Raw genomic sequence first — 16,831 nt, forward strand, 5'->3', positions numbered from 1 at the left:
GTTTTTATCTCTATGCCATCGAAATCCAATGCCTTTGCATTTAAGCAATCGGGAATTATCTTTTTTAGTAATGTCACCTCCTTCTTTGACTTTCTAATTTATCTGTACCTTGCTGAAATTATTAGTTCGACGTTTTTCACAGGCAGTGATGATCCTCTCATTCTGCAATTAAAGGCGATGAGTGTCTTTGCAGCCGGCTATTTGGCGCGACCAATTGGCGCTCTCTTATTGGGTCGCTACGGCGACATCAAAGGCCGGAAAAAGACTTATTTAATCAGTTCATCTATTTTGCTGTGCACTGCATTAGTGACAGCCTGCCTACCGACGTACGCTCAAGCAGGCATGATAGCACCTGTCTTATTTATCATCGCCAGACTCATCCAAGGGATGGCTTTTGGCGCTCACTCTGTACTGGGCTGGGTATTCATCTCTGAGCATGTGCCCAAGCCTAAAATGGGTTTTTTCACCAATATCGCCTCAGTCGGCCATATGATTGGCGTCATCGTCACATTATTTGTATTTAGGCTAATATTTGACACCTACTCGCATGCGGATCTTGTTGAATATGCGTGGCGTGTACCGTTTTTGGCCTCATCAGGACTAAGCCTAGTCTCCTTGTTACTTGGCTTTTATCTTCGTGAGACTCCTGTCTTTTTAAATCGACAATCAGAGCAGTCTTATATTCCCAATTACAAAGACTTGGATTTAAGCTTAAAACGCTTTCACGCGATATTTATTTCGGTACTGTTGAGCTTTTACGTCTCAAGTCTGGTCATCGTCGTGTCTTTATTACTGCCCAAATTAATCTTGATGAAATTCAGTATCGATGGCAGTCTATTGGCTATGGCTAATGTGATTGGTACGCTATTTCTTGCCTTAGGCACGTTATTTTTTGGCCTATTAGCGGATCGAAATAGTACTGGAAAAGCACTAATGATAGGCTCCGTGGCCGTCTCGATTCTAGCATTTGCTTTTTATTATAATTTGCAAAACAGCTCTGGCGATTATATTTTAATCCTGTACACGTTATTGGGCTTTAGCGCTGGAGTCATCGGTCTAGGCCCTGTCATTATGACCCAATTGTTCCCGACCAAAGTCCGGCTAACTTCAGTATCCGTCACTTATAACTCAACCTATGCAGTGGTTGGCGGCGTCCTGCCTTTGGCATTAATTTATGCGACTGAGTATGTGAGCTTTTCACCAGCGCTGTATCTGACCTTTATGGGTATCATTGGCTTTATCACTGGTTTATATGTCTACCGACTACCTAGCTTTAGCGCATTAGATGCCTATACTTAATCTACATCGGAGCGGTTAAAGCACTACTGTTGCCTATGACGGCATTGTTAGCAAATGGTCATGGTCTGCTCTATCACTGTCTTCTAAATGCTATTCTTTTAGAAGTCAGCGCACTTGCAGCAAGCTGAAAAAGCTTATACTAGTATCGAACTTGGACTTAATTATCTCTTTTATTTTCAACCGACCACACCTATATAGTGACCAAGCTATATCACTATAGGATTCGATACTGCTAGTAACGAAACTTCGCTTATAATACCCCTTTTATCTCACATCAAGACGAACACCAGACACCATGCCAAATTTAATGCAAGACAAACGCTTATCGGTAGCCCCCATGATCGACTGGACGACAGCAGACTATAGGTACTTTGCACGCCTATTTAATCCGCACAGCTACCTCTATACTGAGATGATCAGTACCGGCGCACTGATTCATGGCAATACCGAGCGTCACCTGCGCTATGAGGCCAGCGAGCAGCCACTGGTGCTGCAACTTGGTGGTGCAGATATTAGTGAGATGACCCACTGCGCGCAGCTTGCCGAACAATATGGCTTTGCTGAGGTTAATATTAATGTCGGCTGCCCCTCTGATCGGGTTCAGCACAATAAGATAGGCGCCTGCCTGATGGCTGAGCCTGAGACAGTGGCCGCATTGGTCCAGCATATGCAAGCAGCAGTAGCACTCCCTATCACTGTCAAGCATCGCATCGGCATCGATCATTTTGACAGTTATGAATTTATGCATAAGTTTGTCGATACTGTGGCCGCAGCAGGTTGTGAGCGATTTATCGTCCATGCTCGTACAGCGTGGCTGCAAGGCTTAAGCCCTAAGCAGAACCGTGAAATACCACCGCTACGCTATGAGGATGTATACCGGCTCAAGCAAGACTTCCCGAATCTAGCTATTGAAATCAATGGTGGCATTACCAGCGTTGAGGATATCAAAGCTCACCTCCAGCATGTCGATGGGGTAATGATTGGCCGCGCCGCATACCAAAACCCGTATATCCTTGCTGAGGCCATGAGTCTATGGGGAGAGCCTGCACCGAGCCGAAGCGACATTATCACTAAGCTGATACCCTACTTGCATGAGCAAGTGGCTAAAGGTGAGCCGCTACCCTCTATCGCGCGGCATTTTTTAGGGCTATTTCAAGGGCTACCAGGCGCACGTAAGTGGCGGCAGGCGCTAAGTGGCAAGCAAGCGTTGACAGTGGCTGAGATAGAGCAAGCGGCTGAGTTGACGCTCGCTATTATTGACAGGCAAGACGACTATGAAGCGGCTAAGTCATCACTTAGCTCATAGCTCAATAGTAAGATAAGTAGTGGCTGTATAGTTTTGCACCTGTAACGAGTGGGTATAGCCAAATAACTTTAGTTGACGCGACTTAGTAGCGGCTATAGATCTTGTGTCTAGCCATCTATAGCGCACCTGACCCCATCATTAAATACAGTATCATCGCCGCCCCGTTATTTATAATATGTAGCAGCATAGTCAGTAGCGTTGAATTTGACTTGACCCGCACGTAGCAAAATATCAACGCCAATATAAAGATAGAAACCATCTCAAATAGCTGATACTGAAGATGAATCATGGCGAAGAGGATACTGGTCACCACGCTGGCCACCACGGTGCCTTGACGAGGCGCAAATTGCTCAGCAATCGCTGCCCACAGCAAACCGCGAAATAGCAATTCTTCGTAAAGCGGCGCGATTAGCACCACCACGATGACCAATAGCCACTTAGACTCCATACTGGCAAATAATGGATCAATAAAGTCCATCGGTGTCCTATTGAACCATTGGCTTAGCAGCTCATTACCTATGGTAAATACCAGCAACAATAACACGCCCTGAAAAGCTATTGTAGGCGTGAATCCACGCAATCCTAAATACGCAGCCAATCGCCGCGAGTTTGGTACTTTTCGCGCGATAATTAAAAAAGTCATTAACGTCAAGAATATAAAGCTCATTATCACCGATAGACTAACGACTGAGCCATTCATACCGCCCTGCTCTATTAAACCAGCAACGCCCCTACCATCATCAGGAGGTAATACAATTTTGGCAGCGATATAAAGCCCTAGTAGCTGGCTGGCAAAGAACCCTACAATAGTAAAAATAACTAAGCCAATCACACTCCATCGGCTAAATAATGGTGGTCGGGAGGAGCTGCTAGAGGAAACTGTCGTCATAATACCTGCTAATGGATGGAGGATTGTCTAAAATAGAGGATGTCTAAATCAGATGGAGATTATTCTTAGATTGGTAGCGCCGTAATAAAACATACTATAGGCACAGTATGTTAGTAGTCATAATATTAGGGTACTCAATTTATCGAGGTGATAATATTGAGTACCCTATTAGCATCACCTAAGTTTAAAGCCATCTCATCGAACTAAAGGGAGGCCGCTAACAACGCTTTGATTCGTGCGGCTACCGCTTCAGGCTGCTCTAAAGGAAACATATGACCTCCTGAATGCGTCTCAAAGTCGATACCCAGTCGCTTTTTGACTTTCTGAGGGAACTTTCTCTTAAGAAAAATACCATCCTCAGCAATGATGAGCCGAACAGGTGGCTTAGGTGGCTCATTAGGGGTTAGCCAATATAGCGAGGGATTGGTGCGAAAAATAGCCACTTCGTTAGCTTTTGGGATGGTTAAAGTCACTTTACCATCAGCGCGCTCAACCAGTCCATGATCAATATAGCCTTGGAAGCAGCGTTCAGTAAAATTTTTAAATATACCCTTATTGCGTAGCTGCTCATATGCCTGCTCGCGGCTATCCCAAACGTCACGGCGATGTTTAGACATACCGGCTGGTGACAACTTGTCCATTAGCCGGTGGTTCATCTTCGGCAGTCTATCGCCCTGCTTAGCAAGATGCCAAACAAAGCTGGCTGAACCATATATCCAAGGTGGGTCCATGAGCAAGGATTGATTAAACAGCTCAGGTCGTCTATACATGGCTTGCAAAGTACATAGCGCCCCTAATGAGTGACCAAGTCCCACCACTTGAGGAACCTCATGCTTGCGGCACGCCTGCCGAACACTATGAATAACGTGCTCAGTAAGCATATGCCAGTGATTGTCTACTGGGTAGTTAGGATCAGCGCCCAGCTTAGGCACATACTCAATGGTAAATGTATCCGCTAATGCTTCAAACATAGGCGTATAGACCGCACTTGGCACCCCATTCGCATGCGCAAAATGAAGCACTGGCTTACCCGTAATTTTGGAGCGTGCCAATGGTACACTAGGTTTAGTAGCAGGGCTTGATGAGCGTTTAAAAGAGTTCAAAAGCATCTTTTCATCCATGAATAAAAATAAAAGTATAAACAGTAAGGCAGTCAAAGACTTAACAAAACAGCCTCAAGCGCATGGTTAAACATGCTCAGACTATAAACCAGCTCTAGCTTAAAGATGATACAGTTGAAGCACATTAAATCTGCTTTAGCGCGGTGGTGACTAATGTATGTGGCCTTAAGCTACTGATGACTGCGGGTTAATCGTTGCTATCGAGCATTCGTTCAATCTATTGGCTTGACGATAATTAACTTTGTTATCCTTATTTTTTATATTCCTCAAAAAATAAGTGACGCTAATTATAGCGTCACTTGAGAATAACTAAAAACTTTTGTGAAGGCGGTAGCGTTCACTCATAAGTATTAGTACATATTGGCTTGGTTCTGCTCTGTCGGTAGTACATCTAGCTTAATGCTAGAGCCAACGCCAGCACCCATCTTTAGGGCAAAGCGATCAAACAGCTGCTCAAAAGGATCAGTAGGTGTGTAGTTCACCACATTGTCCAGCTCTAGCTTCTCCTCTAAAGAATAGATACTGCCTGCTTTATCTGCTAGTCCTAGCGCGATAGATTGCTCACCCGTCCAAAATAAGCCACTAAACAGCTTGTTTTGCTCTGGATTTTTCAATCGATTGCCGCGGCCTTGCTTTACCGCATTAATAAAATGCTTATGGGTATTGGCCAAGACATTATTGACGTGCTGCTGCTCGTAATCCGTCAGTGGTCGGGTAAGACTTAAGATATCTTTGTACTCACCCGCCGTCATCGTTCTGTCTTTGACCCCTACTTTGTCCATTAAGCCTTCGACATTATAGCTGGGCATAATGACGCCAATAGAGCCGACCAAGCTAGATGGGTTGACATAGATTTCATCCGCAGCAGAGGCAATATAATAGGCACCTGAGGCCCCGATATCACCGATTACCGCATACAGCTTCTTATCAGGATGCTCTTTTCGCAGATCCATCATCTTCTGCCAAATTTGATCAGACTGCACCGGTGATCCACCTGGTGAGTTGATATTTAACGCCACGGCTTTGGAGTTTGGATTCTCAAAAGCTTTGGTTAATGCTTTGTTGATATCATAAGCATTGGCCTTATCGTCATTACTAATGACCCCTTGCAGCTCAACCACTGCCAGATGCGGCTTACTGGTATCAATCCCTTCTAGACCAGACCCTGATTCACTACCACTGCAGCCACGCCCTAGCGTGAAAAATAGCAATAGAATATAACCAAAGGTCAGTAGCTTAAAAAAGATACTCCAACGCCTAGCCCGGCGCTGCTCTTCGACACTGGCGAGTAGGGTCTTCTCCAGTAGTAGCCATTCGCGGCCACTTGGCTGCGCGGGTACTAGTGATAATGTTTCTGAGGGACGCTCAGGCGGATTAGGACGCTGATTGTCAGGTTGTTTATTTGGATCGGGTGGCCAATTGGACATAGAATTTCCTAAGACACGATATAACTGAAATGTTTGCTAAGTATGGTAGCATTTTAATGCAGGTTCAATAGTGATTTGTCGATTTCATTAGGACATATAACGAATTTTCTCAATTTTAATGGTTATAAATTTCCGGTATGTTACGGCTCTATTATTCTTCCCCTACTTTGTATTTTTTAGCGTTGATTGCACCACGCACGAGTTAACTGAGTAATGATGAACCAACATATCTACCTAGCTCTGATTAAACTGTACTGATTAGTCAACATTAGTGGATTTCTAGCTTCGATTATCTAAAATTAGGCTCTAGTTCTAAGGGTTCTAAATGCTGACCTTGAGTGTCTAACATCACCGTTAACGGTAAAGTGCGGCGCAGCTCCTCATCAAGTCGCGACTGTCGATGGGTAATAAGAACTGCCTGTTGCCCGATTTGTTGTTTGGGTAGCTGGTGAAGCAGCTGATTATGCAGAGAGCTTGGCCCACCCCTAGGACTCTGAGCATCAGCACTCATTGGCTCTAATGGCTTATTACACAACATTTGCCACAATGACCATAGCTGCTGATGCGTCGCAGCATCAATAATAAGCATATGTTGGTCAACTGGCTTATCACTACTATCGTCACTAGCAACTACCTTACCAAGTCTATCGTGAGCTGCATTGCTAGTTTTGTTGTTAGGGTCATTGTTAATACTTTTTTTATTATAGGCCCTAATATTGATACTCTGCTGCGTGTTTAATCTGTCTGTAAGGTCATCTGTTTGGTCAACTTTTTGGTGAGCGGATGATGTCACCGCCACCCATTCAGGAGCCATCGCCTTGTCCACGCTAAATTTATATATATTTATCGGATAACGGCTTTCAATAATAATAACGCAGCCACCTAGCGTCTGAGGATTGAGATTTGGCCAACCTGTCAGCGCATAGATACCAAGCGCGCGGTCCTTCGCTTGCCACTGCTTCCCTACTTGGCAAGGGGTCGCTGATAGTCTAGGCGCAGTAGCTAACTGAGTCTCCTCTAGATCAAATTGCGGCGCATGGACCATATGTTGTGAGTTCCCTGCTTGCCACCATTGACCCGTCGGTAACTGCGCACTCAAAAGGCGCGCTACCATCGCTAAGGATGACGCTATAGATTGATTGTCATGACGATTATCCGGACTTATTTTAGGGTTATTTACTGCAGTCTGGTTGGGAGTTTGTACGATAATACCTTGTAGACGATAGATACCCAGCATGCCCAAATGCTGCTGCAACTTTTCACTCAGTTTCTGCGCATTTAGGGGCATGAAAGCGGCTTCCCTAGGCGTTCGATAGTCCGCGAGCATGAGCCAGTGCGCTTGCTGCTCGGCATCTTTGAGTAGCACGGCACTCAAGTAGGCTTCGCTAGTAGGAAGTAGGTATATCTCAGGTGAGCTGGTGGCTGAGTTCGGCGAGCTATCGGTCATGGATAGCAATAACAGGGTCGTAGGCGCAAGCGCTATCCAGCGTGATAATACGCCTTGAGCGAAGAGCCAAGGTAAGAATATTAGGGCAATAATAATCAGCGTCCCTAGGTTGACAGGCGTATAGAGCCAAGCGCGCTGCTGATTCCCAAACAATGGCAATTGTACGATAGTGTCAATCTGAGTATGCGTTATAGCGACAATACTGATCGTAAGTGACCAGATTATATCCGCTAAGGCAGGGTTTAGCAGATAGCAAATACCTGCCAGAAGATTTAGCGGTACAATGACCATGCCATATAGACCAATGGCAAATAAGTTGATAATTAGCCCCCAAAGCGATACCTTACCAAATAATAATAAGGTAACTGGCAATAAGGCCATAAATAGCCACAACTGTAGTCGGATAAGTTGCCAACTTTGTGAGGTTAGCCAGCGCCAGCATTGAGTAATCAAGGCAGCATTATCTTCATAACCTCTAACCTTGCTGCCTTTTGCCTTAAATGGTAGGCTCAAAACCTGCTCTGTAGTAAGACTGGTGACCGCACTACTGTCATGCACGCGCCAAAGCTGCTCATAGACCAGCAATAGGGCCACCGCGATAAAGGATAACCAGTAGCCCGCCTGCCACAGAACAAAGGGGTCGTACCAAGCCATCATTATCGCCAACCCTAGCAACACTTTTAGCGAGCTTATTGGCAGCAAAGTTGTCCGCACCACTCCGGTAGCGACTAGCATCCATGCCGTCCGCGCTGCTGGGACATCAAACCCTGTAAAAGCCGCATAAATAAATGCGGTCACGACCATCACCAACCAACGTACTTGCCACTTCGGTAGCCACATATAGAGTCTAGCCCCTACTCTATCGACGATAGCGACTATTAAGTTTGCCAATATGATGGCTAAAAATAAAACGTGAGATCCGGATATCGCTAGCAGATGCGAGATACCTGCCAACTGATAGCTGTCTTTGGTAGCGCGAGTTATGAGCGCCCTATCTCCCGTCAGTAAACTAAGCGTCACCGCACGCGCTTGTTGCTCAGATGGCGTTAGCGCTGACCAATCTTGCATAAAGTGCTGGCGTAAATCCCAGCGTAAGCGCTGTAGCCCAACAGACCATGAAGGCTGCTGACTAGTATTTTCAAAGTCTAATAACGCCTTATCCCCGCTGCCGCTCGCACCGCTAAGGGTCTGTGCACTGGCTGTTTGTGTACTTACTGGGCTGCTACTATCAATGCTGCTGCTGTCAATAGCGAGCAATCGTGCTGTGGCGTCAATATGCCTAGCTCGTAGCCAATGAGCGCTATTGAAGCCAGTAACGGCCGCTTGCTCACTGTCTTCCTCACTATCGATAGGGTTTAAAGCCAATATCATGACGACTTGCTGCTGCGGGGCAAGACTATTTAATAGCTCAAAGCTCTCATGTGACTTACCGGACTTTGGATAGGCGCTTAGCAGTACCGATAGCGGTTGACTCGACTCGGTTAGACTGCCCCCTAGAGCATTAGGACTAGTCAGTAATGAAGACCAACCGTCAACTTTGAATGGACGAATTGTCTGGTTATTATCATCAGTAGGGAGACTGTCGGCAGGAAACCAAGGATTGGATACATCTGTAGGTGGGCTTATCTTGGCTTTATTACTTAGCTTATTTTTATCAATTTGTCGATAATTAAGATAACTTTGGGGACCGTCTTGTCCTAAAAACACAACATTAGTCAGAGTAGCGCGCTGGCGATAGCCTTGAGCTGACTGTGGGGCGTAGAGACTGTCACTTAGCCCCTCTATCGTTACTAACGCTTGAACTCGAATGGGCTGAGGTAAGCTGCGTAAATGGGCGTTGTATTGTGCGGATATCGCCAGTAAAGCACTTAAAAATAATACAATAATAAAGATAACGGCAACCACAGCACTATGGAGAAACCGCATACCTTGGAAGGTATACTGAGACAATAAGCCTACAGTAGATGAGGCTTGAGGTGTCATAGGACACTTAAATAGTAGCCACTGCCTATAGCGCAGTGCCAAAAGGGTTGTTACAGTCGCTAGTAAGAAAAGCACGGGACGAGCAAACTGCGCCGCTGTCGCTCTTATCAGTACACTCTGCCCCACTCCGAACTCAAGCTGACCTGTCATGGCATGCAATACACTCACCATAACAACAACGATCAATCCCCCTAACCACCAAAACATCCTGCCTTCCTTAGACAGTCCTTGGCTTAATTAATGAATTCGAACTCTACTGCTAGTATTGATTATATGGATGACGTTCCTATTTATTATTTTTTCTCATAGTCATTTTCGGACGAACGCTACTTTTATCTTAAAACTAAGGCTTGATATCAGAGCTTGAAGTCAGGATATTAGTATCGCGTTTGTTATTGTTTAACAGTATAGGAAGCTATCTATATAGCAAATATGAGGCAAATCCAGTAACAACCGACTGGCAATAAATTTATCAAATCAGCACTATAATTATTATTTTTGACCATGACCTTATACAGGGTACATGCTATGATGAGCTACTAGCAACTAAGCTTGTGAATAAATTGTAAGTATTAATACAACTAGAGCGATTGAGACGCGTTAATTGGCTTATTCTATCTTCCTATACGTAATCCTAGACATAAGCTTTTACCGAAACTATATTGTGAGATTGCGGCGCAATCATTATAGTATAGCCAAAGGTTATTGACGCGCTACGGTGCTAGCTATATTGAGTCAGCCATACTGACCAAGTAGGTGGCTAGCAAGCTTTTAATTTCCATATATTTGTTTGACATTATTAGCAACTATCATTCATAGAGATTATTGTAGTAAACCTAATAAAACGGGCATAAGGACACAGAGCGCAGATAGCTTAAGTAGTTGGGCCCGCATGTCTGACGCTGTAAAACAGCTGGTTCACTTGTAACAGTAAGAGATTATATTAAGGCAACTCTGTGCCCCAAAAAAAACTTAGAGCGTGGCTACCCACTCCTGATCAAATCCTGCAAAGTCGAACCTTAAAGTTATTTGCCCCGCATTTAGCTGACGTTCGGCTATGGCATTTTAACCGCCATAACTTAAATAAAGCCGTCTACATTGGCGTACTGTGCGCGTTTTTCCCACTTCCTGGTCAGATGGCTTTCGCCCTAATCGGCGCCCTAATCTTTCGCGCTAATGTACCACTATCACTAGCACTGACTTGGATTACCAATCCCATCACCACACTACCCATATTCTATGCCGCCTATTATGTCGGTGCACAGATTTTAGAGGTGCCACCGATTAGACTGCGGCTGATCGCACAGATGTTGGCTGATTTTAGCTCATGGATATTCTCTGATGGTGCCAATCCTTTTGTGACTTACCAACATAGCTTTTCTCTATCGGCTTTTTGCTTAGGACTGATTATATTAGCCATTATTAGTAGCCTGATCAGCGGCCTTACTTTTAAGTTTTTTTGGCGCTATAAAGTGGTCGCGACCTGGAAAAATCGGTACGGCTATCGCCCTCATGTCACCGCAAAATCTCGAAAACATCCCAAACGCTGAGCCACTATTACAATTTGTTCTAATACTGCTCCCATTGACCACTGCGAAGCAATAACTGTCTATCTGCTAGCGCCGCAAGATTGCGATCATGGGTCACCATGAGTAGCGCCGTTTGCAAGGTCTCTTGCAGCTCTGACAATAAGCCAAACACACTCTGCGCATTGTCATAGTCCAGATTACCCGTCGGCTCATCGGCGAGTACCAATGATGGCTTCGTGACTAGCGCCCGAGCGATAGCTACCCGCTGTCGCTCACCGCCTGATAGCTCACCCGGTCTATGGTCCAACCTGTGACCAAGCCCTACCTTTTCTAGCAGCTCAGTAGCTTGCAGCCGAGCTTGCTCTGTAGGTACTTTTGGACGCATAAGTAGCGGCATCGCAACATTCTCAACCGCGGTAAACTCAGCTAGCAGATGGTGAAACTGATAAATAAAACCCAAATGCTTATTACGCATCTCACCGCGCTGAGTCTCATTCATATTATTCAGACACTTATCGTGTAGCCAGACCTCTCCACTGCTAGGCGTATCAAGACCGCCTAAGATGTGTAGTAAGGTGCTTTTACCTGAGCCACTAGTCCCGACGATCGCAATGCGCTCACCAGGATGGATTGTTAAGTCTAATCCGGTCAAAACCTGAGTGCGAATCTTGCCCTCATCGTAAGTTTTATTAATATTATTGGCGACCAATATTGGCGACATAAGATACCCTTTAATTACTTCAGTTACTTGCAACAACTACTTTCAATAACTTTAATTCAGCAGTTTGACAACCGCTTATTGATTATTAGTGCTGTCATCATCGATATTGCTATCTTTATTCCAGCGAAAAAACCCTAACTTTCTATTGATAAAAATAAACCGCTAACAACAAACACCAGCTTATTCATAACGCAGGGTCTGGGCAGGCTGAATCTTTGCTGCTCGCCGCGCCGGATAGATAGTGGCTAAGAAACTCAGGACAAATGAGGCACTAGTGATAATGAGGACATCAACAATGCGTAGCTGTGAAGGCAGATAATTGACAAAATAAGCATCAAATAAATGCAGACCAAAGCTTTGGTTAATCCAGCCGATCAGATCGCTAATGGTCAAAGCAAAAATCACCCCAAGGATCGCGCCTGCTACAGTACCGATAACCCCGATGACCACCCCTTGAACCATAAATACTTGGGTAATGAGCTTGGGTGAAGCACCAAAAGTCTTTAGGATAGCAATATCAGCTTTTTTATCCGTGACCAGCATCACCAGACTGGAGACAATATTGAAAGCTGCGACCAAAATGATTAAGAATAATAGTAGTCCTACCATCGCCTTTTCCATTTGGATGGCGCCAAATAGCTGACCATGGGTCTGGGTCCAATCCGTCGGATAAAGGGTCTCAGGTGAGATAGCAGCAGCTTTTTGTGCGGCCATAGGGGCATTGAATATATTATTTAGGCGCATTCGAATACCTTGAGCGCCGCCTGGTAGTCTAAGCAGCTTGGCCGCATCATTCATAGGAATGAAAGCCATGAGCGAGTCAACCTCGGGACTGATGGTGAATATCCCAGTCAAAGTAAAGCGTTTAAAGCGGGGGATTACCCCAGCTGGCGAGGGAGATGCCTCGGGCAGTACTAGCGTAACCTTGTCTCCTAATTGCAGCCCTAGCGACTGCACCATACCCTCACCTAGGACGATGCTAAAGTCACCATCTTTAAGGGTATCGATACTACCCTCTACCATATGTTTATTGATAATCGAGACTTCTTTTTCATAGTCTGGCTCAACGCCAGTCACCATGATACCTGCCACTTGACCATTTGACGTTAGCATCCCTTGTAGCTGGATAAATGGTGCGACAGCAGCGACCTCGGGGTCTTGACTGATCTTATCAGCCAAATCGGGCCAGTCTGTCATAATTTCAGTAGAGGAGACTGTCGCCTGTGGCACCATGCCTAAGATGCGACTTTTAAGCTCATGATCAAAGCCATTCATCACCGACAGCACCGTAATCAATACGGCGACGCCTAGCGTTAGCCCAATCATGGAGATTAATGAAATAAAGGAGATAAAGCGATTACTGCGCTCAGCACGCGTATAACGAAGACCTATAAATAAGGCAAGGGGACGAAACATAGTAAGACTCTTTATTCAACTGTCTCTAGTGACGATTTCCCCATTATTATAAATGTTATCATAGGGAGTCCGACTATCATCGACAGGTCACTCACAAAAAATGAAAGCTAGTTTGACATAAAATAGCTTAGTTTTGCCAATATTTACGAATATAGCCCGATATTTAATAAAAAAAAGCTTTTTTTGTACTATTTTTACCGCTTAACCTTACTGCCACTTGCGTCAGCGCACAAATATTGTATGCTAGAGACTATTTAAAGAAACTCTATCTTTAATTAAATTTTTTAATTTCTAACCTTTCAACAGCCATTGTTGACTGTCGTTTTAATAAATTTTAAGCAGATATTAAATAGATTTTAGCGTCTGAATGTAACTTCGCCATAGATTAAGGCGATAGTTTGAGCCAATAGCTTAGATTAAAAGTTCCATTCAAACATCATAAAGTGAGTTAACCGCCAAAATATAGGTCAAAGATAAGCAACAAACAACTTTAGACCACAAGCTATATAGCTTTAGACCAAGCAAGATAGGCGTAACTATTTTTATACTGACTTAAAACCGATTCATTTTGAGTGCGTTCATGACCATTAACTACCAATATAAAAACATTCAACCGCCAACCAAAGTTAGCTTAACTGATGATCAGACTGCAGGTCACGCAGACCATTGGCATCTATTGACAGATGATATCAGTACTGATGTGCCGCAGTGGCTACAAGAGATGATCGAGCATGCAGGCATCCCTAAAGGCCTAAACAATACGGCAAACGGTAATATCAATACTTCTAATAGCTATCTTTTATTAGCAGATAATAACCCTTGTCATATTATTCAAGTGTTAGCCATGCAAGATGGCAAACCCCAAAACTTCGTCAACGCCTATCCTTGCGTCGTTAGCCCCTATGGTTTGAACTGCAAAATAGAACGTGTTATCGTCAATGAGCGAAGCCAAGATGCGGTACTCAGGCTTTGTAGTAAAGATGGCTCGATTATTTATGCTTTTGATCAGCTGTACGCAGCCAATCGCTTTAGCTATCGACAGAGTAGCCAGTATTTTGTCAATTTTAGTGCTTGGGCATATGAGATCAGCAAAAGCGAGCAATCCGAAGTGATTATGGTTGAGGATCCAGAAGCGATTCGCTATCACCGAGCTTTTAATGATATCGTCGCCGCAAATAATGGTGACGTGCCAGAAGATATCCAGCAGCGCATAGCTGATTGGCAGCCAGAAAGTGACGCACCACTTGCGCCTATTGAGATTAATCTTGGCAATATGTGTGCTTATCTATTCGGTGAGACCTTGGGTCAAGAAGATGAAGCATGGTGTCAAGGTCAGGTCCTAGGCAAACAGCAAACTGAATTTAATGGGATAGATTTGACCTTATTTGATGTCGTCATCCTACGCGAGCCTGATGCTGATCCCTTTGTAGTACGAATAGCAGCTGTCACTAATGCAGCCACAGCAGCCATCGAGATTCATGACTATATTCAAGCCAATATTTGGTTACAAGCCGCTATTTACGAGCAAAACCAATCTGATTCTACAAGCTAATGCTTAACATATTGTGATTTGCGCCTATTGATCGAGTATTGAAGCTCTTAAATAGATAGAAAGTATTGATAAACGCTTAGCCGCATAGATTTATCTCATACTTCATTTTAATTTGGCTCAAAGAGAGCGTATATGAAAGCGACTTACTCCTCTGCTTCGCCATCAAACCAAGCTGTCATGCCTAGGTTGAGCAAACCGCTTCACCTTACAGCATCGGCCTCTGACCCAGCAACGACCATAAAAGGGCTAGCCCCTTTTAAACAGGTAACGCACCGACCAACAGCTCCAGTGGAACGCTTTTGGCCGATTGATAATTCACTGACTCGTGTGATATTACCTGCTGCCTTCTTTGTCTCTGGGGTTATGCTGACTTGGTTTTTGCTGCATAGCAGCTAACAGCCGACTGGTTGTTAAATAATAAAAATAGCGTCTAGTAGCGTCGCTTGACTGTCGCCAAATTTTGCTACTAACTGTCCCTAATAGTATCTCAGTACCAATTTATACTATCGTTAAACCCTTTTGTTTCAAACCTGCTAGAGCACGCTTAAAATAGGTTATGCAGTGCCCGTTTCTCATCTTAGCCGTTCTCAATTGGTTATTTCATATTACCTGTATCGTGACGGCTAACAAATAAATTTGACCCTTCATGTATTTGTTAGCCTCACTCCCCAGTTAGCAGACTCTAAAAATAATGTTTTGGTAATTCCTTGCTATCGTTTCAATAAAAAAGCACCTAATTCTAGGTGCTTTTTCCAATTAAAGTCAGCTCTCAACAATAGTGAAAGCTGCCACTGCTCCTGAACTTATACAAATTCAGTAGAAGATTTGATCTTTTGGAATAGCTCTTGTTGCTCGCTACTTGGCTTGGCCGTCTGAAGCGTCATCAATTGAGACATATCGCCTTCCACGCGGATTTTGCCACTCATAAATGCGCCCATGGCACTATTCATATCAAAATCTTTAAGTAGTTCAAGTAAGGTTTGTTTGTCTAATAATAGTGTCGTGGTCGCATCACTGTTAAGGCCACGAGTTAACAAGCCTTTAGTCAAGTTTGCTTGTTTTTCCTCGCCACCATCATTGACTTTTAGGTTAATAATCATGTTTTCAAGAGCTGGGGGTAGATTTAGATCGCCTGCCTCTTGACCCAAAGCTTCAACCTGATCAAACCATTCCTCTGTTAAAAATATAGCCATTGTTCTGTCCTTTTTTAGTTACTAGGTTGGTGATAAACAAATTTTATCATGAGCTTTATATCATATATAACGTAACTATTAACACGACGATTTGTAGCAAATCTATTAAATTAGCGGCCCATAAATCTTCTTTAATACTTAAATCATAAGGGCTAGGGAGATATTAGTGCCGTATTGTCTACTCAGTCATATATTGTTGTATTCTGCTGATACCTAACTTAATCCATCAGCTATCAACCGCTAGTCTTATAACATGAATTCAGTTGAATAAGGATACAAGAAGGCTAGGATGAGCTTTGTAGCCTCTATCAGTAAGCGTACAATAAGCAAAAAAATTATATCAATATTGTGCTAGACCTTATCGGTGTCTCTTTTATCTTTAACAAACTGTATAAGAATAAGATCCACACAGTTTATTTTTGCAACGACTGGCATTGAGTTTTCAAGCCTTAAGGCCACCTTTAAATAGTGGCAGATCAGTAGTGACAGTAGCAGCTTGGGGATGCTTTTAGACATTTACTACCCTTGTTAATTGCTTCAGTATTGCAAAGCTATTATTGCCCCCTATATTGGCAGCTCTAATCTAAAACCCCTTTTACAATGGGGATTTTAGAGGATTTACGGTAACAAGCAAGCAAGTCCATAGCTATGTTTATCCGTACTAATGACTTGTTTTTGAGCACTCAGACTGTCAATTCTGCCTAATTCACAGAGTGGGTCACAAAATCCTAAAAATACATATTGGCAGTTAGTGTCTTGAACGCTTTGCCAAAATAATTACCAAAGAGTTTATGCTTTACTGCACTCCATTGATGATATTTCATACAGTTTGCGTTACAATACCTTAAACAGAGTCGGGAGTTTTAACCTAACTTTACGAACGTACGATTTTTGTCAGCTGCCGCTAGCATTGTTTAAGTTATTTTGTTTTCTGCTTATCCGTCTGTA

Annotated in this window: 13 protein-coding genes; 5 read left to right on the forward strand and 8 right to left on the reverse strand. The window is 43.8% G+C overall.

Annotation, left to right across the window (positions count from 1 at the left end):
* Window positions 1-12 precede the first annotated feature (12 nt).
* Window positions 13-1,299 carry an MFS transporter gene (locus EGV92_RS01730; RefSeq protein ID WP_131667487.1) on the forward strand — a complete coding sequence of 429 codons (1,287 nt, stop codon included), beginning with the start codon at window positions 13-15 and terminating at the stop codon, window positions 1,297-1,299.
* A 295-nt stretch (window positions 1,300-1,594) separates the two neighbouring features.
* On the forward strand, window positions 1,595-2,605 hold the full coding sequence (gene dusA / locus EGV92_RS01735; RefSeq protein WP_131667488.1) for a tRNA dihydrouridine(20/20a) synthase DusA: 1,011 nt from the start codon (window positions 1,595-1,597) through the stop codon (window positions 2,603-2,605).
* A 115-nt stretch (window positions 2,606-2,720) separates the two neighbouring features.
* On the opposite strand, the gene EGV92_RS01740 is transcribed toward dusA, so the two are convergent.
* The 4 genes from EGV92_RS01740 to EGV92_RS01755 form a co-directional block, all read right to left on the reverse strand.
* Window positions 2,721-3,494, reverse strand: coding sequence for a CPBP family intramembrane glutamic endopeptidase (locus EGV92_RS01740; RefSeq protein WP_131667489.1), 774 nt, complete (start codon window positions 3,492-3,494; stop codon window positions 2,721-2,723).
* Window positions 3,495-3,697: 203 nt separating this feature from the next.
* Window positions 3,698-4,603, reverse strand: coding sequence for an alpha/beta fold hydrolase (locus EGV92_RS01745; RefSeq protein WP_131667490.1), 906 nt, complete (start codon window positions 4,601-4,603; stop codon window positions 3,698-3,700).
* A 362-nt stretch (window positions 4,604-4,965) separates the two neighbouring features.
* Window positions 4,966-6,042: a signal peptide peptidase SppA gene (gene sppA / locus EGV92_RS01750; RefSeq protein ID WP_131667491.1), complete on the reverse strand. Its 1,077-nt coding sequence runs from the start codon at window positions 6,040-6,042 to the stop codon at window positions 4,966-4,968.
* A gap of 289 nt (window positions 6,043-6,331) precedes the next feature.
* Complete coding sequence (locus EGV92_RS01755) at window positions 6,332-9,679, reverse strand: ComEC/Rec2 family competence protein (RefSeq protein WP_131667492.1); 3,348 nt, start codon at window positions 9,677-9,679, stop codon at window positions 6,332-6,334.
* A gap of 749 nt (window positions 9,680-10,428) precedes the next feature.
* Here EGV92_RS01755 and EGV92_RS01760 point away from each other — a divergent pair.
* A complete protein-coding gene (locus EGV92_RS01760; RefSeq protein ID WP_131667493.1) occupies window positions 10,429-11,022 on the forward strand; it encodes a DUF2062 domain-containing protein in 594 nt (197 codons plus the stop codon).
* 19 nt (window positions 11,023-11,041) lie between these two features.
* Here the strand turns inward: EGV92_RS01760 and lolD are convergent, their stop codons facing one another.
* Both lolD and EGV92_RS01770 read right to left on the reverse strand, forming a co-directional pair.
* Window positions 11,042-11,722 (reverse strand): lipoprotein-releasing ABC transporter ATP-binding protein LolD, encoded by a 681-nt coding sequence (gene lolD / locus EGV92_RS01765; protein ID WP_131667494.1) that lies wholly within the window; start codon window positions 11,720-11,722, stop codon window positions 11,042-11,044.
* Between the two features lie 180 nt (window positions 11,723-11,902).
* On the reverse strand, window positions 11,903-13,138 hold the full coding sequence (locus EGV92_RS01770) for a lipoprotein-releasing ABC transporter permease subunit (RefSeq protein WP_131667495.1): 1,236 nt from the start codon (window positions 13,136-13,138) through the stop codon (window positions 11,903-11,905).
* A 580-nt stretch (window positions 13,139-13,718) separates the two neighbouring features.
* Between EGV92_RS01770 and EGV92_RS01775 the strand changes: the two genes are divergently transcribed.
* Both EGV92_RS01775 and EGV92_RS01780 read left to right on the forward strand, forming a co-directional pair.
* Complete coding sequence (locus EGV92_RS01775; RefSeq protein ID WP_131667496.1) at window positions 13,719-14,690, forward strand: hypothetical protein; 972 nt, start codon at window positions 13,719-13,721, stop codon at window positions 14,688-14,690.
* A 132-nt stretch (window positions 14,691-14,822) separates the two neighbouring features.
* Complete coding sequence (locus tag EGV92_RS01780) at window positions 14,823-15,086, forward strand: hypothetical protein (protein WP_131667497.1); 264 nt, start codon at window positions 14,823-14,825, stop codon at window positions 15,084-15,086.
* A gap of 407 nt (window positions 15,087-15,493) precedes the next feature.
* Here EGV92_RS01780 and EGV92_RS01785 read toward each other — a convergent pair whose 3' ends face one another.
* Both EGV92_RS01785 and EGV92_RS13850 read right to left on the reverse strand, forming a co-directional pair.
* Complete coding sequence (locus EGV92_RS01785) at window positions 15,494-15,883, reverse strand: SCP2 sterol-binding domain-containing protein (RefSeq protein ID WP_131667498.1); 390 nt, start codon at window positions 15,881-15,883, stop codon at window positions 15,494-15,496.
* Window positions 15,884-16,234: 351 nt separating this feature from the next.
* Window positions 16,235-16,399 carry a hypothetical protein gene (locus EGV92_RS13850; RefSeq protein WP_165525538.1) on the reverse strand — a complete coding sequence of 55 codons (165 nt, stop codon included), beginning with the start codon at window positions 16,397-16,399 and terminating at the stop codon, window positions 16,235-16,237.
* Between the last annotated feature and the right edge of the window lie 432 nt (window positions 16,400-16,831).

The organism is Psychrobacter pygoscelis (assembly GCF_004335015.1).
GTDB classification, from domain to species: Bacteria; Pseudomonadota; Gammaproteobacteria; order Pseudomonadales; family Moraxellaceae; genus Psychrobacter; species Psychrobacter pygoscelis.

What these genes read in the sequence shown, in the direction of transcription:
- EGV92_RS13850 (WP_165525538.1), bottom strand. Translation starts at nt 16,399, where the DNA reads ATGTCTAAAAGCATCCCCAAGCTGCTACTGTCACTACTGATCTGCCAC.
- dusA (WP_131667488.1), top strand. Translation starts at nt 1,595, where the DNA reads ATGCCAAATTTAATGCAAGACAAACGCTTATCGGTAGCCCCCATGATC.
- lolD (WP_131667494.1), bottom strand. Translation starts at nt 11,722, where the DNA reads ATGTCGCCAATATTGGTCGCCAATAATATTAATAAAACTTACGATGAG.
- EGV92_RS01755 (WP_131667492.1), bottom strand. Translation starts at nt 9,679, where the DNA reads ATGTTTTGGTGGTTAGGGGGATTGATCGTTGTTGTTATGGTGAGTGTA.
- EGV92_RS01775 (WP_131667496.1), top strand. Translation starts at nt 13,719, where the DNA reads ATGACCATTAACTACCAATATAAAAACATTCAACCGCCAACCAAAGTT.
- EGV92_RS01745 (WP_131667490.1), bottom strand. Translation starts at nt 4,603, where the DNA reads ATGCTTTTGAACTCTTTTAAACGCTCATCAAGCCCTGCTACTAAACCT.
- EGV92_RS01730 (WP_131667487.1), top strand. Translation starts at nt 13, where the DNA reads ATGCCATCGAAATCCAATGCCTTTGCATTTAAGCAATCGGGAATTATC.
- EGV92_RS01785 (WP_131667498.1), bottom strand. Translation starts at nt 15,883, where the DNA reads ATGGCTATATTTTTAACAGAGGAATGGTTTGATCAGGTTGAAGCTTTG.
- sppA (WP_131667491.1), bottom strand. Translation starts at nt 6,042, where the DNA reads ATGTCCAATTGGCCACCCGATCCAAATAAACAACCTGACAATCAGCGT.
- EGV92_RS01780 (WP_131667497.1), top strand. Translation starts at nt 14,823, where the DNA reads ATGAAAGCGACTTACTCCTCTGCTTCGCCATCAAACCAAGCTGTCATG.
- EGV92_RS01740 (WP_131667489.1), bottom strand. Translation starts at nt 3,494, where the DNA reads ATGACGACAGTTTCCTCTAGCAGCTCCTCCCGACCACCATTATTTAGC.
- EGV92_RS01770 (WP_131667495.1), bottom strand. Translation starts at nt 13,138, where the DNA reads ATGTTTCGTCCCCTTGCCTTATTTATAGGTCTTCGTTATACGCGTGCT.